Below are 22,533 nucleotides of genomic sequence, written 5' to 3'. Positions count from 1 at the left end.
TGTTACCATAATACTAGAAAGAAAGATACAAAAGCTGATGAGGGTTTTCGATCAAGTACAACTTCTGCCAAAGGGGGAGTTCGGAAATGATCAATCCTGAGTATGTTTCTTTTAAAGCCTTTGTAGTTGGTGGAGCTTTTGGAGCGTTATTGGGTTTAATCGGCAGCTTTTTGTAATCTTTCATTTAATTACTTTTAACTTTAAGGGATGGATCAAGCATGGGAGGAATTCCATCTTGATACCTTTGTTGGCCTGGAGCGTTGTTTCCAGGCTTTTTTGCTGTCAGGAAAATACTGAATGTTATTGGCAGGTTAATAGTTTTGGATGCTGTAACAAGGTCAGTCCCTATTGCGCTAAAGTATTAGTGTGGTGGGGGGACTGAGCTTTTTTTCTTCATTATCCTACTGCGATTTCCGCTGTAATCTAGTACAATATTCATATAAACATTGTAAAAAATTAGGGGTGTGTGTCGATTGGAATCAGTGAAATTAAAACTGGCTAGGTTTGGTAGGAAAACGATTCGCTTGGCTGAATTGGAAGACTTAATGAAGCAACAATTTCATACATATGAGGACTTTGCTAATTCTGTTTTACAAATGGAGGATGAAGGCATTTTAGATATGGTCAAGTCTAAAGGGAGGACCTCTAGAGTGCCGGCCTTAGCTTTTCAATATCGGATTAATAAAAATTACTTGGCTAAAGACCATCATAAACAATTGCAGCAATATCGAATGCAGTTACACCCTCTTATTAATATTGATTATTTTTATAATCAGGATCCGGCTGTTTGGGAAAAGGATTTAGGGTACATATTGAAACTAGATGACTATTTAAAATCAGCGGATCTACCAATAGAACCGGTACCAGCACCAGAACAGAGCTTTGAATTAGTTGGTGACGAGAAGTGGATTACGGAAAAAGGGGGAAAAGAACTATTGGAAAGAGTAGGGCTTTGGGAGCGATTGAACATTATTCCTGTTTCGGAGCCACTGATGTTTGCGATTAATGTTAATAGAGTAAAGGATTCGAACCAATACCATCTTATTGTCGAAAATAAGACGACGTATCAGGGGTTACTTCCAGCCTTAAGTGAAACGGTCTTTGCTACGTTAATTTATGGGGCTGGAAAAGCGGTGATTAAAAGTATGGAACAATTCCCCTTGCAATATCCGGTAGAGTCCAATCACCACTTTTATTACTTTGGGGATTTGGATAAAGATGGGATATCGATTTGGTATTCCTTGTATAACAAGCAACCTATTAGACTAGCTTTGCCTTTTTACCGGGCTAGTCTTGAAAAGGAGAGTGCCATGGGTAAAGAATATCAAAGGGTAAATCAAGAAGCGAAGGAAACGTTTTTATCATTTTTCAATGCGGAAGAACAACAACAAATCCACGCATTGCTGGAAAATGGATACTATCATCCGCAAGAGACGTTAAAAACGAGAGAACTGCAAAGGGTTTGGAGGGAGTCGAATTGGACAAGTTAGAGTTACAAGATATCACGAGCGGTTATCGGGAACGAATGCGTAGACTTGCTCTATTTGATCCCTTATTTGATTTGGACCGGAAACGAGAAATAGACCAAGCCAAGGTTTCTATTGATATGAAGGGACTTGGGTTGTTAACCTTATTATTCTTTTTTGAACAGAAGTTAATGCGTCACTATAAGACGGGGATAAAAGAGTTGGCGGCCTTTTTACAGCAGTTAACCGCTGGGAAGTATCAGTTGGACACATCCGATTATATGCGTTTGGCACGGACAATCATACAGACTTTTCGGCCGACAACCGGGAGAAAGCGTAGTTACTCCTTCTTTAACTGGGAATCTTCTGTGAGTGAGGAGGTCGGGTATTCGATTTTAAAAGCGAATAATTTTGATGTGAAAACCAATACCCAATATTATACGCTTGATGAGGATGGGCTTGAGCTAGTTTTTGCTACCAAGGAATTTTATAGTGAATTTCAATTATCTATTAATCAATTAATGCTCCGTAAGCAATTGGATAAAGGGGAGTTTAAAGGGGCGCTTAGGCAAATTAATGAAATGCATATCGATGTGGAGAATTTGCAGGAACGAATGGTAAAGCTTAAGCATGAAATTCAGCGTAGTATCGTCTCTGAGGAAACCTTTGAAAGGTATAAGCAGTTGTTGGAAGATATCTATGGAAGGCTAACGCGAGAAGATGAGGAGTTTAAAGAGCTCCGTCAATTTGTCAAAGAAACACGGGAACGACTTTTTTCCAAGGATGTTCATAAGAAAGAAGAAAAAACCTATCAACTTGTGATTCAAATAACTAGTGAACTAGAATCCGTACACTATGAGCACTCTGGATTACTTGAACAAACACTAACTTTAAAGAATACCACACTCGTTACCGCCCAGGAATCCCTTTATTATACAGGGATTCAGGCGTTTAATTTTGACCAGGACCTTGTCTCTCCTATTGTTTCGAATCCTTTACCACTTGAATCTATGGAAGGAATCCTTCATCCATTCCTAAAGGTGGAAGAGAAACAAAGCTGGTCGCCGTTAATCCTTTTCGCGGAACAAAATATCACCGAAGAACGGGAGACCGATAGTCAGCAAGGCTTTGTGGAAGTGGAGGATGGAGATAAGGATGATCCTTATCGAAAAAGGCTCATGCAACAATTTAAATTAATCATGCATTCCTATCTCGATGCGGTTGACAATGAAGCAGTCGATACTTTATCTCGTTTTATGGATTATTTGGAGGAAATAGGGCAATCAACCATGTTTGAAAAACGGTATTTTTATGATTTTTGGATGATTCTTCATCAGCGTTCCCCGATTGTCCAAGGGCAAATAGAGGATGAAGAGGAAGGCAAAACATTGTTAGGTGATGCACTTCGATTGCTTGGTGATAGGACGTTAACGATTACAGAAGGGGAAGGAATTATTAACCGTGTGCAGCGCTATTCCATACAGGAAATGAAGATTCGTTTGGAGGATGAATATGATGCAATATCCTGAACAAAAAGTGATGAAAGCTTTTCAAATTTATACAACACTTGCCCGTGATGGGGTGGCTGATTCGGAAGCGGTCCAACAATACCGAGCCGATGATGCGATCCGTGGCTTGTTGGAAGCCTTTGGTCGAGAGGTAGACTGTGTGATTGTGACGACGAGTGAGCAGATGTTTCTCATTCCTGAGACGAGGCTGTCCCCTTTCCATGTTCGTAATGATTGGATCAAGCGAAACTACTTGCGCTCAGGAGCTACTAATGGGGATATCTATCTATTATATTTTGCGAGTATTATTCTATTTGGGACATTCTATGATTCCTATCATAGCCAAGCACCCACAAGACAGTTCCTTCGTTTAGACGAATGGGCAGCATCGATTCAAGAGCGAATCGAACAACTGAAAGCCCATGACGAAGAGGAGTTAAAGGAGCTGGAAAAAGAGTTTTCCTATAATTGGAGCTTAATTATTGAGAAGTGGGATGATATGGATGCGATTAAGGAAACCGCCAAAAAACAGGCGGGCAATACCATCAGTCGTCTCAGCTTTATCGATACGGTGAAAAAATTTCTCGTAGACCAAGGCTTAATTCAAGAAATCGGGAATGATGAATTAACGATTACGGAAAAGGCGAAGACCATCATTCAGCGCTTCTTTATGGAAATCGAGTATAACAAAGGAATATTTGAATTTATTTATGGGTTGGAAAGGGGGCAGGAAAATGCCAGCTATTAGTAAAATTCGGTTAACCAACGTGGTGTATGAGGATGGAAATAAACGATATAATGACGAGTTGTTTTTATTTGATGGCCACAATGGAGGCATTCTATTAGAAAATGGCGGAGGAAAAACGGTACTGATTCAAACGGCCCTACAAGCTGTCCTGCCTCATGTTGATTTAGCAGACCGAAAATTAAAGAATACCCTGTTATTAGAAAATGCTCCCGCTCATATTGCCATTGAGTGGATTGACCATGATCATCCGAGGCGCTATGTTGTGACCGCTGTTACCCTTTTTTTAACGAAGTATGGCTTAGATTCCTTACGTTACGTATATGAATATGACGCAGGTGACCCGAATGGGATTGAAGGCATACCATTTGTAAGAGAGGGGAAAGAAGGGAAACGCCCAGCAGAGCGGGGAGAAATGCAAGATTACTATAGTGGCATGAAGGAGAAGTCTTCCTTCTTTGCTCGTACGTTTGACACGATCAAGGAATACCGAGCCTTTATCGAAAAGCAATACCATATTATCTCCAGTGAATGGGAAAGTATTGTGAAAATTAATAGTACAGAGGGTGGCGTCGAGGCCTTTTTTGACGATTGTAAGAGTACGAATCAGTTGTTTGACCGTTTATTAATTCCTACGGTGGAAGACTCGATTGTTGGCTATGATAAAGCGATGTTTGCCGATATGTTTGAAAAGCAGCACCAAAGCTTTAAGAATTATAAAAAGTTAAAAGAAACGATTGAGGAAAATAAGCGAATACAAGAGAAGCTAGCGAACTATGTGATGGCCTTTGAAAAGCTTCATCATAAGCAACAAGCATATCGGAAAATCAAACAACAAGCAAAAGGGATATGGAACTTAACCCTTTCGCAAAAACAGCAAATGATGGATGAACGAATGGAAATCGAGCGGATGATGACGGAATGGGAAGCAGATGATTATAAGCATAAGCTGCAAACAGCCTCTTATAAAATTGGGGTAGAGAAGGCAATATGGAATGAAAAAGAATCAGCATACAAGGAGAAATACGCCCATCAGTTAGATAAAGAAGAGGAACGAAAGCATCATCAAAAGAATTTTTATTCGTTAAAATTGGCTAAACATAAATTAGAGTGGCAAGAGGAGCAAGATAAGTTAACGCTTGCCAATGAGAAGCTTGCCGATTTGGAACAAGATGAGGAATTAGTTGACTTACAAGGAGAATTAGAGGAAACAAAACAAGCCTTGTTAGGAAGTTACCTAACAGAAATCGAGAAAATAGAAGGAGAAAAACAGGGACTTACCTATCAACTGAATCCGATTTTAGAGCAAATGGAACAGGTAACCAATCGTAAAGCGGCAGTGGCTGAAAATATTGTGGGTGTGAAACAGCAGCTGTCTCGAATTCAGGCAACGATTACTGCAAGAACAGAAGACATGGAAAAGCTCGAACAACAACTTCTTGCTAACCCACAACAAGAACAGGTTGCCACCGAATTTAAGAAGTGGGAAGCCCGTAGTAATGAGTTAGATGAGGAAATTGTCCGTTTGAATCAGGAAATAAAGCAATTAAATAGAGACGTTCAGGAAGCTGATGAGCAAAAGGATAAGCTATTGAAAGAGCAAGCAGAACTAGAGAAGAACAAGAATGAAGTGTCCTTTCAGTTGAATGAATTACAGGATGCCCAAGGGAATGTGATTATCCGCTTAGCAAGCTTGCGTCCCCAATGGGCTAGTGTAGAGGATATGTATTCGATCCAACAAACGATTGAAACCAGATTGTTCGAACAAATCGAAAAGCTGAAAAAGGAACGGAACAAGCTTTTGTATCGGGAACGCTTAGCTTATCGCTTTGTAGATGATTATGGTCAACAGGATTTCTTCTTTGGCGATACTTTTCTAGAAGAACAGCTAGCTTCATGGAAAAATCAGCTCGATTATGTCGTAACAGGTGTTGAATATCTACAAAATGTAACGGAGGAAGAACGAAACAAGAAAAAGGATTTTGCCCTCTGGCCGTTAACCCTTGTGACCACCAATAAATCGAAGCAGCAACTGTTGGACAAGCTAAAATCCATCGCGGATCGCTTGCAATTTCCCATCACCGTTTTGACGACAGAAGAGGCGCTGCGAGTGGACGAAACCCAAGAGCAGGCGTGGATTGCACCCCAACATTGGCAGACTAATCTCGAACTAGATGCTTTTAATGATTGGAAAAAACAGATAGAAGCGGATGCCAAACAAACTACCGCAGATCGAGAACAGAAGGAAAAGGAACTAACAAACTGGGAAGATGGCTGGAAAGCATTTCAGCAATTTTTAAATAAGTATCCCTATGCATCCTATTCCCGTTTAAACTCGGAGCTATCGGAGTGGAAAAATCGATTAGAAGATGTGGCTATCCAAATCAATGCTAAAAAGGAAAAAATGGCAGAAACTCATGTGTTGGTGGATGCTAATCGAAGCAAGATAAACAATCATACGGATGAGATGCAAGGCTTACAAGCAAAAATAAAGGATGGGCTAAGATTTCTTTCCTATCAGAAAGAAGTAGAAGAGGAGCAAAAAAGAGAAGAGAGCGCGTCTGCACATTTGCAACAACTGGAAAAGGATCAGTTGAAACAGGCGAGGCTATTGCAGAGTTTTAATGATGAAAAAGAAGAGTTAGAAGGACGGATTAACGATTTAAGTATCCATTTGGGAATTGTGAAAGGGGAAGATGATTATAAAAAGGTGGAATCCCTGGAGCCTATCTATTCTGGTGAAAGTAAACAAAGCCTAAAAGATAAGATTGCGGATTTTAAAAAAAGTATGGATAAGATCACGGTTACCCAAGGGGAATGGCTCGCGAAACGAGATGCTGCCATGGATGCGATGAATAAAATACATGCACAAATGGAGGAGATTCGTAAGCTACAGAGCGATGTGGATAAAAACCAGGCCTTTCCGAGTGACGGGCAGCAATGGATGGATACCTTATGGGGAAAAATAGTGGATTTAACGAACGAGCTAAAAACCATTGAATGGGACGTTCAACAAGCATTATCGGATAAAGAACAACAAATAGGTAAATACAAATTAAAACGAGAGCAGTTTGAGTCAGATTTTCCAGACCAAGAGTTAGAAGTGTTTGAACAATCCTTAGATGATGTTGCTACAGCTTTACACAAGGAAAAGGAGAAACTATCCGAAAGGAAAGCATTCTTGGAGCAACAATATCAGCGAAACCATAAGCAGTTAGATAGTATAGAAGAGGCAGAACGGGAGCTAGAAAAATACATCGAGAGCCATCACTTTAACGCACCTGATTTGCAGGAAATTGACTTAACGGATGAACAAAAGCTTGATTTTAATTATCAGCGTAAAAAGTACGTTCGAGCTGTGATGGAGGAAATGAAAAATGCGAAACAAGTAGTAGACCAAGAAGCAACCCAAGTAGACGAAGAAAAAGCCGATGTTCGTGATTTTTGTAGAAAAGAGATCTCAGATATTAAGCTCCAACAGATGGCGATTAATGGACTGGAGCATAAACAAACCTATCAAGATGTGATTACTTTTAAGAATAATATGTTTACTAGCATCAATCGAATCTCGAAATATGCTAATGAACATATTAGGAAAAGTGATGAGGATTTACAGCTATTTATTAATCAAATTCATACCCATTTAAAAAATATGGTGGACGAATTAAAACAGATTCCGAATAAGACAAAAGTGAAAGTGCTCGATCATTGGAAACAAATCTTTACGTTTTCCATTCCGGAGTGGGATGAAGAAGAGGGAAAGACAAGAATCAGAGATCACATCGAATGGATCCTGCATCAGTTAGAGTCTGAGCGCTTTATTAATGACCAGGGCTTGCAAGATGAAGGGAAAGTTAGACAAGATGTAGAAATGTGGCTGCAAACCAAATCATTGCTGCAAATCGTCATGAATCAAGAAGTAATGAAAGTTAGCTGCCGAAAAGTGACCAATGATAATAAAGTGACATCCCGGTCGTACTCATGGGAACAGAGTAACGTTTGGTCTGGAGGAGAAAAGTGGAGTAAAAATATGACTCTTTTCTTAGGGATTTTGAATTATGTAGCGGAGAAAAAGCAGCATTTACAGTCGAATATGAAACGACATCGAGCCGTTATTTTGGATAACCCATTTGGGAAAGCATCCAGTGATCATGTATTAAACCCGGTATTTTTCGTTGCCGAACAACTAGGCTTTCAAATTATTGCCCTAACTGCCCATGCAGAAGGGAAATTTTTGCAGGATTACTTCCCAATTATCTATAGTTGCCGTCTCCGGTCATCTCAAGATTCAAGTAAAAGAGTGATGACAAAAGAGAAGTGGCTACATCATGCGTATTTCCAAGACCACGAACCAGAAGGAATGGAAAGGTTAGGTGAAGAAGAACAGATGGAATGGTTTTAGAATGCAATTTCTTGGCTTGCCGCTGAATGGGGTCACCCATCTGATAATCTCGGAGGCATTCTGGCCGTTGCTGACTATGTCAGTCAGGAAGACTTAGCAAGGGAGAAAACCCGATACGTGTTGAAGAAGTACTGGAAATGATGATTAAAGCTCATGAAATTCAGGGAATCCTTGCACTGGAAAATAGCCTGAATCGTGTAGGACTTGATCACGTATTATATGTAAAAGTCGCTACTACAGCCGTGGTAACTAAAATGCTAGGTGGTGGACGGGAAGAAATAATCAATGCATTGTCCAACGCCTGGATTGATAATTCCAGTCTCCGTACATACCGGCATGCACCCGACACCGGGTCTCGAAAATCATGGGCTGCCGGGGATGCTACCAGCAGGGGGGTTCAGCTGGCCATGATGGCGGTCAATGGAGAAATGGGCTATGAAACTGCCTTAAGTGCTCCAAAATGGGGGTTCCAGGATGTCCTGTTTAACAACCAAAACATTGTACTTAGTCAGCCCCTTGGTAGTTATGTCATGGAAAACGTGCTATTTAAAGTATCCTATCCAGCCGAATTTCATGCTCAGACTGCAGCAGAAGCGGCTGTACAGTTACACCCGGATGTGAGAAATCGTCTAAATGAAATTGATTCTATTCAAATTACAACTCATGAGTCCGCCATTAGGATTATCGACAAAAAGGGGCCTTTATATAACTCGGCGGATTGGGATCACTGCATCCAGTACATCACAGCTATTGGGCTTATAAAAGGGGGGATTACAGCAGAAGACTATGAAAATGAAGCGGCTGCTGATCCGAAAATCGATGAATTGCGAGATAAAAATGATTATACAAGAAAATGAAGCTTACACGAAAGATTACCTTGATCCGAATAAACGATCAATTGCAAATGCTGTTCAAGTCTTCTATACGGACGGTACTGCAACGGAAAACGTGGCTAGTGAATACCCACTTGGACACCGGTTCCGCCGAGAAGAAGCGATCCCTAAAATACGGAAGAAATACAAAGACAATCTTTCTACAAAATTTACAAAAAAACAGGTAGAGAAAATAGAAGCTGTAAGCTATGATTATCAGAAGCTTTCAGCAATGGACGTAAATAAGTTTGTTGACTTGTTTTTAACGTAATATATAAGGAATTCCACTTTTTATCACGCATTACCCGGTCGTAATCCTCCCACATCAAGTCATAAGGGAAAACCAACAAGACTAAGTAGGTGATAAACGGCCGGTAAATACCTGATAAGTTCAACTAACCACAGTGGTCCATGGAGAATATCCCTCCCTAATGGAAGTTTCACTTTATAAGATTATTTGATAGTTTACGGGTCTGGTAGGAATAGATTCATGCTGGGATAGCTAATATGTTTTTCAGATCTAAATGGGAATTGTATCTGTCCAATGCGAAGGAGGATCCTAACAATGGTATGGATGATTGATGAGTTAGCAACACAAGAAGAATTATCGAGTCAGTTTAAGAAACGAATGAAGAATGCTGATATCCTGCAAATTCCTGGAGCCCATGATGCCATGGCTGCTCTTGTCGCCAAAAAGACGGGTTTCTCATCCCTTTATCTTTCAGGTGGTGCCTATACAGCAAGCCTTGGACTCCCAGATTTGGGGTTGATTACCTCAACAGAAATGGCAAACCGTGCTAAGGAATTGGTTCGGGCTACTAATCTTCCCGTCCTTGTCGATATCGATACTGGATTTGGCGGTGTTTTGAATGTAGCCCGCACTGCTGTTGAGATGGTCGAGGCGAAAGTAGCTGCTGTTCAAATTGAAGATCAGCAACTTCCAAAAAAGTGTGGGCATTTAAATGGGAAACAACTCGTTACGAAAGAGGAATTGGCACAAAAAATTAAAGCAATCAAAGAAGTAGCACCTACCTTAGTCGTTGTGGCACGTACGGATGCAAAAGCAGTTGAAGGTATTGATGCGGCAATAAAACGGGCAGAATTTTATGAGGAAGCCGGCGCAGATGCTATTTTCCTAGAGGCATTACAGACAGAAGAGGAGTTTCGTCTATTTGCAGAGAAGATTGATGCTCCACTACTTGCTAATATGACAGAGTTTGGCAAGACACCGTATTTCTCCGCACAGGAATTTCAGAATATGGGCTTACGTATGGTAATTTATCCTGTTAAGTCCTTAAGGGTAGCTGCAAAAGCCTATGAGCGAATCTTCCAGCTCATTATCGAAGAAGGAACCCAGAAAAATGGGCTTTCTGATATGCATACGCGCAAAGAACTGTATGATAGATATCAACTCGTTGGCTGAATTTGAAGAATTAGATGGGAATATTGCAAAGACGGTTTTGAAAGAGGAGGGTGGGGGAGAGTAGCCGTATATAGGTGACATGATATGTGAACACTAAACTGAACAAATTTTTAAGGAACATCGTCAAATTTATAGTATTCAAGGTTTATTTGCACTCTCTTGGAAGGTAGTACTACATGCAGTTTTTTCACTTAGCTTTGAGTCTCTGCGGGCAAGATCATGAACCAGGATGGAACTGCGTTAGGAACGGGCTTAAACACTTATAAGGATTATCCAGAGATTGCGGTCACGTAAATTTTTAAAACCGCCATAATTTATTGGTAATTTTATGTGGATTGGTATCGAATCACTTATATTTAGAAACTAAAACTTCACGGTGTTATTACATCGTGGAGTTTTGTCTGTTAAGCTTTTAATCTCAAAGGATTTTTAAGAACTGTTATAGAAGTTTATTTAGTAGAATAGTTAAATAATCTGAAATCGAAAAAGAGAAGGTAGATAGTTCTTGTTCTCTAATAATAACAATCACCTTACATTTTTCCATAGGAGGTTCTAATCATGGACTTAAACCTAAAAACAAAAACCGTCATTGTCACAGCAGCAAGCAAGGGTCTTGGAAAAGCAACAGCAAAACAGTTTGCTGAGGAAGGTGCCAATGTCGTCATCTCAAGTCGAAGTAAAGAGGCTTTACAAAAAACGGCGGCTGAAATTATAGAGGATACAGGAAATAAAAATGTAATGGATCAAGTTTGTGACATTACCAACCCTGAAGACATTAAAAATCTCGTAAACTATACAACAGAGACGTACGGCACGGTAGATGTATTAATCAATAATGCCGGCGGACCCCCTGCTGGCGGGATTGATCAATTTACAGATGAGGACTGGCAAAACGCTTACGAATTAAATTTATTAAGCTTTGTTCGGCTGATTCGTGAAGTGTTACCCTCCATGCGTAAAAATAAGGAAGGCAGAATTGTTAAAGTTGCCTCGTCATCGATAAAGCAAACCCTGGATAATCTATTATTGTCCAATACATTTCGGGCTGGCATAGTAGGGTTGTCCAAAAGCCTTTCCCAGGAATTGGCACAGGATGGAATTTTGATTAATACGGTGGGACCGGGCCGGATTGGGACGGATAGAGTTGCGAGTCTGGATGAAATTCGGGCAGAGAAGCTCGGGATATCCCCTGATGAAGTACGTCAGCAGGCAGAAGCCTCCATTCCCATGGGCAGGTATGGCCAACCTGATGAATTTGCCAAAATGGTGGTGTCCTCCGAAGCGAATACCTATATAACAGGGCAATCATTTGTTGTTGATGGTGGTTTAGTAAAAGCTTTATAAGTAAGGACGTCTAAGGTTAGGCTATTTACATTTTCTTTATAAAAAAATCAGAACTTCGGAATTGGGAGAGAAAATAACGGGAGAGGGGGCGCATTAGATTATGGATGAAAAACTCATAGAATACATCCGTGAATTGATCCCGGAAGATCAAAGAGTTTTAACCGATCAAGCCGATTTGTATAGCTATTCCTTTGATGCATCATTTGGCATGCACGTTCCGGAACTAGTAGTGCAGCCGAAACATACAGATGAAGTCGCGGCAATTATGAAGCTGGCCAATCAATATGATATTCCCATTTATCCCAGAGGTCAGGGGACGAGTTTGAGTGGAGGTCCTTTACCAGTGAAGGGCGGGGTCGTACTCGATTTGTCAAAATGGGATTCAAAGCTGGAAATTGATGCAGAGGATATGGTGGCGGTCGTTTCTCCGGGAGTATTAACAGCGGATATTAATGAGGCTGCAATGGAGAGAGGTCTGATGTATCCCCCTGACCCCAGCAGCTCCCATGTTGCAACCATCGGCGGAAATCTGGCGGAGAACTCCGGTGGGCCCCGGGGGTTAAAGTATGGAGTAACCAAAGACTATGTGATTGGGCTGGAAGTCGTAACCCCGGAAGGTGAGGTTATTCAAACTGGAGGAAGGACGATTAAAAATGTAACCGGATACGATTTGACCAAATTAATCGTAGGATCGGAAGGAACGCTCGGGATTATTACCGAAGCCATTTTACACCTGTCCCCTAAACCGCCGGCAACAGAGACACTAATGGCCCTATTTGATGATATTGTTGATTCCGGTCGGGCCATCTCCCAGGTTTTGAGTGGTGGTATCCTGCCTTCTAAAATGGAAATGATGGATCAGGCGTCCATACAGGCAGTAGAGAACTATCAGCCATTAGGTTTACCCACCGATGTGGAGGCTCTGTTGTTCATCGAATTAGACGGACACCCGGCAGCGATTGAACAGGAAATCACAGAGATAAAACAGATTTGTCTGCAGGCAGGAGCCCGGGAAGTAAAGGTAGCTCAGACAAATGATGAAGCCCGGGAATTATGGAAGGCAAGAAAGCTTGTATCCCCGGCCATTGTTCGGGTTAAGCCGACGAAGATTTCTGAGGATGCCACCGTTCCCAGAAGCAAAATACTGGATTTATTTCAAACATTAAAGGAAATAAAGGAAAAACATCAAGTGGACTTAGTTGTATTTGGCCATGCGGGGGATGGCAATCTCCATCCGAATATTATTGCCGATAAACGGGACGAGGAGGAAATGAAGCGGGTGGAAGCAGCGGTAGAGGAAATTTTTGAAGCGGCCATTAAGCTTGGTGGAACCTTGTCAGGGGAGCACGGAATTGGGACCATGAAATCCCCATTCTTAGAGATGGAACTAGGTGAAGTGGGAGTGGATATGATGAAAAGAATTAAGAATAGCTGGGATCCCAACCATATCTTAAATCCCGGAAAAATTTTTCCCGATCCTGGGCAAAGGCTTGTGTTAACGGATGAGTCATGAATCATTAGCCTACGAAAAGACGTTTGATTGTGTCCAGTGCGGCTATTGTTTACCAGCCTGTCCAACTTATCTGACTATGGGAAAAGAAACCCACTCCCCTCGTGGACGCATCCATTTAGTGAAAATGGCCGCTGAAGGAAAAATTCCTTTGTCCGATTTGGAAGAACCGATTGAATTATGCCTGGGCTGCCGTGCGTGTGAACGGGTCTGCCCAACCAATGTACAGTATGGAGACATACTGGATTCGGCCAAACATGTTTTACAGCAGGAGAAAAAGAAAACCATGCCCAATCGGGTAAAAATGCTGCAAAATTTCATGTATCAAAAAGCGATGCCGAAAGAACGGGTTCTGAATTCCATGGGCACCGGGCTGGCCGTGTATCAGAAATCAGGTTTACAGAAGGTCGTTCAGAAATCAGGTTTAATGAACGTATTTCCTGAGCATCTGTCAGCCTTTGAAAATATTTTGCCGGCTGTCGAAGGACCGATGAAAAAAAGAAATCGTCAAAAAGACTATCCGGCGGCAAACAAACCCGTGTACAAAGTGGGATTTTTTAAGGGCTGTATTATGGATACGATGTTTTCCTCCATTAATACATTGTCGATGAAACTATTACAGGCAGCCGGGTGTAAAGTAACGATGATTGATGAGCAAACCTGCTGTGGAGCGATTCAACACCATAGCGGGGAGACCGAAACGACGAAGGAACTGGCCAGGCGGAACATCGAGGCCTTTGAGCAGTATGACTTCGACTATATTGTGAACAGTATTGGCGGCTGTGGTGCTATGCTGATTGAATATGACCATTTATTTGCGGGTGATCCGGACTGGAAGGATCGTGCACGGGCATTTGCAGAGAAAAATGTTGAAATTAGTGTGCTTTTGAATGAGCTCGAGCTGCCCTTGCAAAAAGAAATACCCAAAGCTGTCACCTATCAGCCGTCCTGCCATATGACAAATGTGCAAAAACGGGTTCACGAACCATTACAGTTGTTGAAACAAATTCCTGGTATTCACTATATAGAAATGCCCGAAAAGGATTTATGCTGCGGGTCTGCAGGAATTTATAATCTTGTTCATTATGATGAATCGATGGATATTCTGGATAAAAAAATGAAGCATGCAACAATGGTGAAACCGGAAGTCATCGTTACGACAAATCCCGGCTGTCATTTGCAAATGAAACTGGGGATAGAACGGGAGAATGCAGGCGACCAGATGGAAGTCGTCCATTTAGTCGAATTATTAGCTGAGGCGTGTAATATTTCAGATGAATAGATTAGGATTTGAGCCATAAGTTTTACAGGTGGATCTGTCTTGATGTACGAACTGTTCTATCCTATACTTCTAGTAAAAACCGAGGTGATAGACATGCATGCACACGTCATTGTCAGCGGCAGAGTCCAGGGTGTTGGTTTCCGGGCGACTGCCTGGCAGAAGGCAAGTGAATACGGACTGAACGGCTATGCCCGTAATCTTCCAGACGGCACTGTGGAAATGGAAATAGAGGGCCCTGAGGACAGCGTTGAAGATTACTTGAAAGATGTTAAAAAGGGTTTGAGTCCATTTATTCGTGTGGAGAATATGGAAGTGACCCGATCAGAAACGGAAAAAGGCTTTAAGCGGTTTCGTATGGAATAAAGACGTTCTGCAAAATAGACACTATTTTTTTCCTCCCTGCGATTATAGAAGTAGAAAATAATCAAGGGGGGATTTTTATGTCCTTTCATCAAAAGAAGTTTTCCATTACGAGAAATTACATACAAAAGGGGCCGGCCAGAAGCGGAGAGGAGATTCAGAAGGTGCACTTTATTGTTGCCCATGATACGGGAAATCCAGGTTCCACAGCAGCAGGAAACCGGCGCTATTTTCAGTATACCCAGCCAAATGCATCGGCCCATACGTTTATCGATGACCGTAAAATACTGGAAATCATTCCGCTAAGAGAAAAGGCCTGGCATGTCCGCTATAATGTAAGCAAGGATAATCATCAATTTGGAGTGGATGCCAATGATGCGGCCATCGGAGTCGAGCTCTGCTATGGCGGAAATATTGATTTCAAAGAAGCCTACAAACGGTATGTATGGTATCATACGTATCTCTGCCGGAAATTTGGTCTGAATCCCCGGAAGGATATTATTGCTCATGCCACGCTGGATCCTGGACGCAGGACAGATCCTCATCAAGCGTTAAATAAACATGGGATAACTTTTGCACATTTTATAAAGGACGTAACGAAGGAGTTAGAAGGAGTTTCTTCCGGTAACATTCACCGGCGAAAGCCACAGGTTCGTGAAATTCCAACGAATGTGAAGCAAATTCGAATCAAGGATATTGGAGAAATTAGAAGAGAAGGTCTTCATACTTATGGAACTCCGGACTGGGAGGATAAAACAGGGCCGATTGTCGAGGAGAACTATATTTTCACAGTAAAACGAAAGCTGATTGTAGACGGATATGCGATGTATCAGCTTATCAGCGGGTGGTATATAACGGCTGCAGATAAATATGTGGATGTTTATAAATATAAGTGATCAGGGGCGTGGCAGCACGTCTCTTTTTTATTATGGAATAAGGTGAAAAACTGTCTTCATACAAGGAGGTTTTCAGAAAAGTCTGGCGAATATATTTGACAATAGACAAATCATGTACAGAGGTGAAGATCAAATGACGAATTGGCTGGAGAAATTTCAGGATCTGCCTGTTACGGCGGTTTCAGATGGGTTGGATAAGTATAATCATTTGTGGCCAACCATTAAACCAGTAAAGGAGACTCAAAAAGCTGTGGGTTATGCGAAGACTGTGCAAATCCCACCAGGAGACAATCAGCTGGTCCTGAAAGCGATTCGTGAAGCACAAGAGGGGGAAATACTCATTGTGGATGCAGGTGGCTACGTGGACCGTGCAGCAGCGGGGGACTTTATCATGGGACTTGCACAGACAATGGGATTCACAGGTGCGATTATTAATGGTGCTGTCCGCGATATACAAGAGATACGGGACCTGGACTTTCCGGTATTTTGTGCAGGATCGACACCTGCTGCAGGATTTAAGCATGGACACGGAAGCATCAATGAGCCCATTTCCTTCAACGGTGTGGTGGTGCATCCAGGGGACCTCATTGTAGCTGAAGAGGACGGTGTGGTATGTGTTCCCCAGGACCGGATTGAAAAGGTTTATGAGAAGGCACAGAATAAGCTGAAAAAAGATGAAGAGCGGGAGGCGAAGGTTTTAGGAGATCGTGCAGCTGTGGTTGAGTATTTGGATGGGCAGTTGAATAAATAGATTTGCATGGGCCTCGTACAAAATGAATTTCCATGTATTAAACCATTGTGGCAGACCATATCCATCATAAAGAACCATTCAAAGCAACAATCTCACAAACTCTTAAATAACAACCTGGCAAAGGAGCTGATCAACCCATGTACGATTTTATAATTGTTGGAGGGGGCATTGTTGGTTTGTCCGTGGGCCTGGCAATAACCAGACAGCATCCGTCCAAAAAAGTACTCATTTTAGAAAAGGAAAAGGAACTTGCGGCTCACCAGACCGGGCATAACAGCGGGGTCATCCATTCCGGAATCTATTATAAACCGGGCAGTTTGAAGGCGCGTCTGGCGAAAAGCGGAAATCAGTCAATGGTGGAGTTCTGCCGGAAGCATGGAATCAATTATGAGGTTTGCGGAAAGGTGATTGTCGCAACGAATCGTGATGAGCAGGCCCAGCTGGAAAAGCTCTATCAGAGAGGAATGGAAAATCAATTAAACATAGAAAGGCTGAATCGCCGGCAACTGCAGGAACGAGAGCCACATGTTAATGGGATTGAGGCCATTAAGGTTCCTTCTGCTGGTATTGTTGATTATAAGCAGGTATCAAATCAAATGGCTGAGTTGATTAGAATGCAGGATGGTGAGATTCGCTGTGGGGAAACGGTCCAGTCGATCACTGAGCAATCAGACCAGGTTACCGTCGAAACAGACAAGAATACCTTTAACGGACGTTTTCTGATCAATTGTGCCGGGCTGCACAGTGATCGAATTGCCTACTTGGCGGGCTACTACATCGATCTCAGGATTGTTCCTTTTCGAGGTGAATATTATAAATTAAAGCCTGAAAAACGGGAGCTGGTCAACCATCTGATTTATCCAGTCCCTAATCCGGATTTTCCGTTCCTGGGAGTACATTTTACGAGAATGATCGATGGCGAGGTTGAAGCAGGACCTAATGCGGTGCTAAGCTTTAAGCGTGAAGGATATACTTTTTCTGATTTTGATCGAAGGGATTTTGGGGAGTTTATGCGTTACAAAGGATTTTGGAAGCTTGCCCGAAAATATATGCGGGAAGGACTTAGTGAAATGGCCCGTTCTCTGTCCAAAGAAAAATTTGTTAAAGAGCTGCAGAGGTTAATTCCTGAGATAAAGTTGGAGGATGTCGTATCAGGAGGTGCCGGCGTTCGGGCGCAGGCACTGAGATCAGATGGCACGCTTGTTGATGATTTTGAGATCATACATGGCAAGCAGAGTCTGCACGTATGCAATGCGCCATCACCCGCAGCAACCGCATCCCTGGAAATAGGCAGGGAAATCGTACGGCAAATGACAGGAAGAGAGATTGTTGTTTAAGGAGAGAGGCATAACCCTTCGATGACCCTTCCGATTTCATCATCGATTTTCCATGGATAGCAGAGGATTGTTGCCTCTGCTTTTTTGTTGTATCAGGAATGTCAAAGAAATTTGATTTATATTGTTAAGGGTTTTTGGGAGATGAAAAAGTCTAATTCCTGCACATATGAAGTACACGTTCAAGATCATGCTTATGTAATTCACCTATCTGGCGTTTTAATTCAGGTCCATGCACAGAAATAATTTTCGAAGTACGTGCCATAGATGGTTTTAACAATCCAGCTTCGTTCCAATATTCCAAAACAACATCAAACTGATTTCCCGGCTGTTGACTGGTTACTGGAGCTATAATGACATCTACATCCAGTGCCAATTCATTTCCGACAATAATAACAGGGCGCTGCTTAGTCTGACGAGTTCCTTTAAAAAGGACATCCGCTAACCAAACATCACCCTGTTTCATCCTACTGCTCATTGTAGATGTCATCCTCCTCATTATCCCACCAGGCATAATTTTCACTTAGTAATATAACATCTCTGGACATATATTTTTCTTTAATTTTATCGAGTACCTTTTGCCTTTCTGCCTCACTCAACATGTCAATTTCCTTAATAATTTTATCGGGAGTAGACATATTATGCACCTCCATTAATCTATACTCTTATTATAACTTATACCCGCGCTGACATAAATGTTCCGATAAAATCTGTTTTTTAAGCTTATCTTCAATTCGGTCAGTAGTTTCGTTATCACGCATGAACTGACCGTAATACCCCCACTTCAAGAATTGAGTGTACCCCAACAAGACTAAGTGGGGGGATAAACGGTCAGTAAATTCCTGATAAGTTCAACTAACGATCAGTGGGGGATGGAGAAAATCCCCACTGATCGAAGTTTCATTTTATCTTTAGCGAAAATATTCATGTCCCGGCCTATATGCACGTTAATAAAATTTCCCGTGACGATACACAATGGTAGACAGTTTCATAACCGCATGGATGTAGCAATTTTCCCGTAACGGAAACGGGTCATTAAAAAACTGTGGCAAAATCGCATCAAGGGTATGCTGCATTTTATCGTGAAGCATTTTAAAGACCTGTTCTTCTGTGTAAAACTGGGTTTCGCGCCCCTGCAGCCACTCGAGGTAGGATACAATGACCCCACCAGCGTTAGCGAGTATATCAGGGACAATGATCACGCCCTGATCACTTAACACTTTGTCCGCCGCACTTGTTACGGGAGCATTTGCCCCTTCCACGATCACAGGAGCTTTGATTTGATGGACATTGTCTTCACGTATTTGGTCTTCAAGGGCAGCCAGAATTAACGCATCCACCTCTAAATACAGAACTTCCTCCCGGCCCAGGATACTTGCTTTTACACCGGATTTTTCAAGCTGTTCTTCTGTGGCAGGGAGATCGCCCTGATTCTGTCTGGTAAAATCAATCAGCCCCGGGATATTCAGCCCCTCTGAATTATAAAGGGTTACATTCCGGTCACTGACTGCAACCACCTTGTTCTGCAAATGGGTACACTGATAGGCTTCCAAAGCGGCAACAGAGCCTACATTCCCAAAGCCCTGTACAGCCATTTTGAGTGGACGGTTGGCAGTCTCAAGTGCTGTTTTGGCAAAGCGGTTATCTGTGTTCGTTAAAAGCTGATGCTGCTGGTTAACAAAATCATGGATTAAATAACGGAAGGTAAAATAGACACCTTTCCCTGTTGCCTCCCGCCGGCCTAAGGATCCTCCATTAACAACACTTTTTCCGGTAAAGCTTCCCCGGTAGGGTTCACCTGGTTTGATGCTTTTATATTCGGCCATCATCCAGTCCATTTCTCTTTCGCCCGTGCCCATATCAGGCGCAGGAATATCCTTATCAGTTCCTAATGCGTCACTAAAGTAATGAACATATTTCACCGCAATTTTATGAAGATCTTTTTCGGAAAAATCCCTCGGGTTGATGATGACTCCACCTTTTCCGCCACCAAAAGGAACTTCGTGGAGAGCATTTTTTAAGGTCATAAGTGCTGCCAGATTCGTTACCTCATCCTCATTGACCGATTCATGAAATCTTATGCCGCCTTTATACGGTCCAAGGGTGTTATTATGCTGGACGCGAAAGGCGGGTATGCGCACCACTTTTTTATTTTCCAGAGCAACGCGTAAAAAGGCTTTATGTATATGGTTCGGTGTGGAGAGTATCGATGCCAGGGAGGTGAAGGCCTGTTTACGTGCATCTCCCGTCAGATTTGGCAAAAAGGTTTCATCTTCAAGCAAGGCATCCAATGAATACTGAACGATGGCTTCTGTACGACTGGCCATTAGACATCCTCCTTTTGTATGATTTAATGCTACGTTTAATGGTAGCATGAATTGGGGGTTATGTCTTCCGAATGTTGCAAAATTTCAGTTATTATAGCGTTCTATCCAGGGGTGGTGGTGGTCTACAATAGATGCTAAAATAAAAATAATTATCATATTAATCATATACTTGAGTTGTTAACAGGAGGAGATTAAATGGCGTGGAAGGATGATTATCAGCGGTGGAAGGAATTTAAGGAACTTGATCCTGATTTGCGTCAGCAGCTGGATGAATTATCTTCAAATGAGACCCGTTTAGAAGAAGCATTTTATAAACCGCTCACATTTGGGACAGGCGGGATGCGCGGGGAGCTTGGCCCAGGAATTAATCGAATGAATATCTATACCATTCGTAAAGCGGCTGAAGGACTAGCTAAATACATAGAAAACCAAGGAGAAGAAGCGAAAAAGCAAGGGGTTGTGGTGGCCCATGATTCCCGTCATCAGTCACCTGAATTTTCCTTAGAAGTTGCTAAGGTCATGGGTGCCCATGGAATTAAAACGTATTTGTTTACGTCGTTACGTCCTACTCCTGTGCTTTCCTTTTCTGTTCGTCATCTGGGGACAGCTGCAGGAGTCGTCATTACGGCAAGTCACAACCCGCCGGAATATAATGGGTTTAAGGTTTACAATGAAGACGGAGGGCAGGTACCTCCCGCACAGGCTGAGAGCATTGTAGAGGAAGTTAATGCCGTAGATAATGAGTTAGCCATCGAAATTGTCGAACAGTCAGAATTAGAGGAAAAGGGATTGCTCCAATGGATGGATGATGCTGTTGATGAAGCCTATCTGAGTCATTTAAAATCCATTACGTTAAATCCTGATGTTATTCAGAGTCAGGCGGATGACTTAAAGATTGTGTTTACTCCTTTACATGGCACTGCCTATCAATTTGTAAAAGAGGGTCTGGATCAGCTGGGCTTTCATCAGGTGACCATTGTGGAAGAGCAGGCCAAACCGGACCCTGAGTTTTCAACGGTGGATTCACCCAATCCTGAAGAGCACCAGGCTTTTACACTCGCGATTGAGTATGGGAAAAAGGAAAATGCGGATATTTTAATTGGAACCGATCCGGATGCTGACCGATTAGGTGTGGCAGTGAGAGGCTCTGATGGTGAATATACCGTTTTAACAGGAAATCAGCTGGGCAGTCTCATGCTCGACTATATTTTAGCCAATAAAACCCCATTACCTGACAATGGCATAATGATTAAAACAATCGTGACTTCAGAATTGGGACGAGCAGTGGCCGCCTATTATGGAGTGGATACGCTGGATACTCTGACAGGTTTTAAATTTATTGGAGAAAAAATCCTCGAATTTGAGAAGACAGGAGCCCATCAGTTCCTGTTTGGTTATGAAGAAAGCTACGGCTATTTAATCAGTGACTTTGCCCGGGATAAAGACGCCGTTCAGGCTGCGATGATGGCTGCTGAACTGGCCGCTTACTGGAAATCTAAAGGGAAAACCCTTTTTGATGCTCTTGATGAAATTTATCAGCGTCATGGCTACTACTTAGAGGACCTACATTCCATTACGCTTAAGGGAATTTCCGGAACAGAGCAGATTGAACAGATGATGGCTGATTTCCGTGAACATCCCCTTGAAAAAGCGGGTGATTTAAAGGTTCAAGCTGTTGAAGATTATGCGACATCAGAGCGTACGTACTTAGCGGATCGTAGTGTGGAAACGATTGATTTACCAAAATCCAACGTTGTGAAGTTTTTACTGGAAGATGACTGCTGGTGCTGTCTGCGTCCATCAGGAACCGAGCCTAAAATTAAGTTTTACTTTGGAGTGAGAGGCGCAACACGAGAAGAAAGTGAACAGCGGCTTGAGCAAGTGAAAGATGCGGTGCTGAAGAGGGTGGAGTAGGTGCCAGCTGGAGTAGGTGCCTGGCACCACCCGGATATTGTCGATAAATGTCGACTTGAGAATATTCCATGAAGAATGCCTGGATTTCAAATGATCCAGGCATTTTTGGTTCCGATATTAAAGCACAATGCAGTCGTTTTTCCAGGAGTGAAGACCATATTTCTTTTGTTTTTGTATGGAAGTGGCCTTCATCAATGTGATTAAGGCCACTTCCACTTTACTTAAGCCTTATGATGTTCTTCAATGATTTTATGAAGGCCATTACCTCAATTTTTCCGGATTGCTCTGTCCTTTATACACCCCATTGCCCAGCCATTTAAATATTATTCGACACAATTCGGGGCGTGACAGGCACCATCACCATAAGGCTATTCGACAAAATCCGGGGCGTGACAGGCA

The 22,533-nt window shown here is 42.3% G+C and carries 14 protein-coding genes and 3 pseudogenes; 14 read left to right on the top strand and 3 right to left on the bottom strand.

From position 1 onward, the window contains the following. The first annotated feature begins 482 nt into the window (after positions 1-482). From ABD006_RS04125 to lhgO, 13 genes and pseudogenes are all read left to right on the top strand, one after another. The gene (locus ABD006_RS04125; protein WP_343839001.1) at positions 483-1,490 is read left to right on the top strand and encodes a Wadjet anti-phage system protein JetD domain-containing protein; all 1,008 of its coding nucleotides are present in this window, start codon (positions 483-485) and stop codon (positions 1,488-1,490) included. Next, positions 1,478-2,995 (top strand): replicative DNA helicase, encoded by a 1,518-nt coding sequence (locus ABD006_RS04120; protein WP_343837922.1) that lies wholly within the window; start codon positions 1,478-1,480, stop codon positions 2,993-2,995. Before ABD006_RS04125 ends, ABD006_RS04120 begins: the two co-directional genes overlap by 13 nt. After that, entirely contained in the window at positions 2,982-3,722 is a 741-nt protein-coding gene (locus tag ABD006_RS04115; protein ID WP_343838999.1) for a DUF6063 family protein, read from the top strand. Before ABD006_RS04120 ends, ABD006_RS04115 begins: the two co-directional genes overlap by 14 nt. After that, the gene (locus tag ABD006_RS04110) at positions 3,709-8,121 is read left to right on the top strand and encodes a coiled-coil domain-containing protein (protein ID WP_343837919.1); all 4,413 of its coding nucleotides are present in this window, start codon (positions 3,709-3,711) and stop codon (positions 8,119-8,121) included. Before ABD006_RS04115 ends, ABD006_RS04110 begins: the two co-directional genes overlap by 14 nt. Positions 8,122-8,130: 9 nt before the next feature. Beyond that, a pseudogene (locus ABD006_RS04105) lies at positions 8,131-9,264 on the top strand (bifunctional 2-methylcitrate dehydratase/aconitate hydratase); the annotation flags it as partial. A gap of 294 nt (positions 9,265-9,558) precedes the next feature. Further along, a pseudogene (gene prpB / locus ABD006_RS04100) lies at positions 9,559-10,480 on the top strand (methylisocitrate lyase). Between the two features lie 494 nt (positions 10,481-10,974). Continuing rightward, positions 10,975-11,760 carry an SDR family oxidoreductase gene (locus tag ABD006_RS04095; protein WP_343837917.1) on the top strand — a complete coding sequence of 262 codons (786 nt, stop codon included), beginning with the start codon at positions 10,975-10,977 and terminating at the stop codon, positions 11,758-11,760. A 100-nt stretch (positions 11,761-11,860) separates the two neighbouring features. Then, the gene (locus tag ABD006_RS04090) at positions 11,861-13,273 is read left to right on the top strand and encodes an FAD-binding oxidoreductase (protein WP_343837916.1); all 1,413 of its coding nucleotides are present in this window, start codon (positions 11,861-11,863) and stop codon (positions 13,271-13,273) included. Further along, positions 13,263-14,552: a (Fe-S)-binding protein gene (locus tag ABD006_RS04085; RefSeq protein WP_343837914.1), complete on the top strand. Its 1,290-nt coding sequence runs from the start codon at positions 13,263-13,265 to the stop codon at positions 14,550-14,552. The genes ABD006_RS04090 and ABD006_RS04085 overlap by 11 nt, the downstream gene beginning before the upstream one ends. A 42-nt stretch (positions 14,553-14,594) precedes the next feature. Continuing rightward, positions 14,595-14,915, top strand: coding sequence for an acylphosphatase (locus tag ABD006_RS04080; RefSeq protein WP_343838997.1), 321 nt, complete (start codon positions 14,595-14,597; stop codon positions 14,913-14,915). A 77-nt stretch (positions 14,916-14,992) separates the two neighbouring features. After that, positions 14,993-15,508 (top strand): annotated as a pseudogene (locus ABD006_RS04075) (peptidoglycan recognition protein family protein); the annotation flags it as partial. A gap of 412 nt (positions 15,509-15,920) precedes the next feature. Beyond that, positions 15,921-16,559: an RraA family protein gene (locus tag ABD006_RS04070; protein ID WP_343837911.1), complete on the top strand. Its 639-nt coding sequence runs from the start codon at positions 15,921-15,923 to the stop codon at positions 16,557-16,559. A gap of 137 nt (positions 16,560-16,696) precedes the next feature. Continuing rightward, positions 16,697-17,896: an L-2-hydroxyglutarate oxidase gene (lhgO, locus tag ABD006_RS04065; protein ID WP_343837909.1), complete on the top strand. Its 1,200-nt coding sequence runs from the start codon at positions 16,697-16,699 to the stop codon at positions 17,894-17,896. A 151-nt stretch (positions 17,897-18,047) separates the two neighbouring features. On the opposite strand, the gene ABD006_RS04060 is transcribed toward lhgO, so the two are convergent. The 3 genes from ABD006_RS04060 to ABD006_RS04050 form a co-directional block, all read right to left on the bottom strand. Next, on the bottom strand, positions 18,048-18,359 hold the full coding sequence (locus tag ABD006_RS04060) for a type II toxin-antitoxin system PemK/MazF family toxin (protein WP_343837907.1): 312 nt from the start codon (positions 18,357-18,359) through the stop codon (positions 18,048-18,050). A gap of 1 nt (position 18,360) precedes the next feature. Continuing rightward, complete coding sequence (locus tag ABD006_RS04055) at positions 18,361-18,531, bottom strand: hypothetical protein (RefSeq protein ID WP_343837905.1); 171 nt, start codon at positions 18,529-18,531, stop codon at positions 18,361-18,363. A gap of 309 nt (positions 18,532-18,840) precedes the next feature. Then, entirely contained in the window at positions 18,841-20,220 is a 1,380-nt protein-coding gene (locus ABD006_RS04050) for a Glu/Leu/Phe/Val family dehydrogenase (RefSeq protein WP_343837903.1), read from the bottom strand. A gap of 195 nt (positions 20,221-20,415) precedes the next feature. Between ABD006_RS04050 and ABD006_RS04045 the strand changes: the two genes are divergently transcribed. Beyond that, the gene (locus tag ABD006_RS04045) at positions 20,416-22,134 is read left to right on the top strand and encodes a phospho-sugar mutase (RefSeq protein ID WP_343837900.1); all 1,719 of its coding nucleotides are present in this window, start codon (positions 20,416-20,418) and stop codon (positions 22,132-22,134) included. The last annotated feature ends 399 nt before the right edge of the window (positions 22,135-22,533 follow it).

It is taken from the genome of Salinibacillus aidingensis (assembly GCF_039522525.1).
Taxonomy (GTDB): Bacteria; Bacillota; Bacilli; order Bacillales; family Alkalibacillaceae; genus Salinibacillus; species Salinibacillus aidingensis.
Note: the sequence above shows the minus strand (reverse complement) of the source record. Positions and strands in the feature narration are given on the sequence as shown.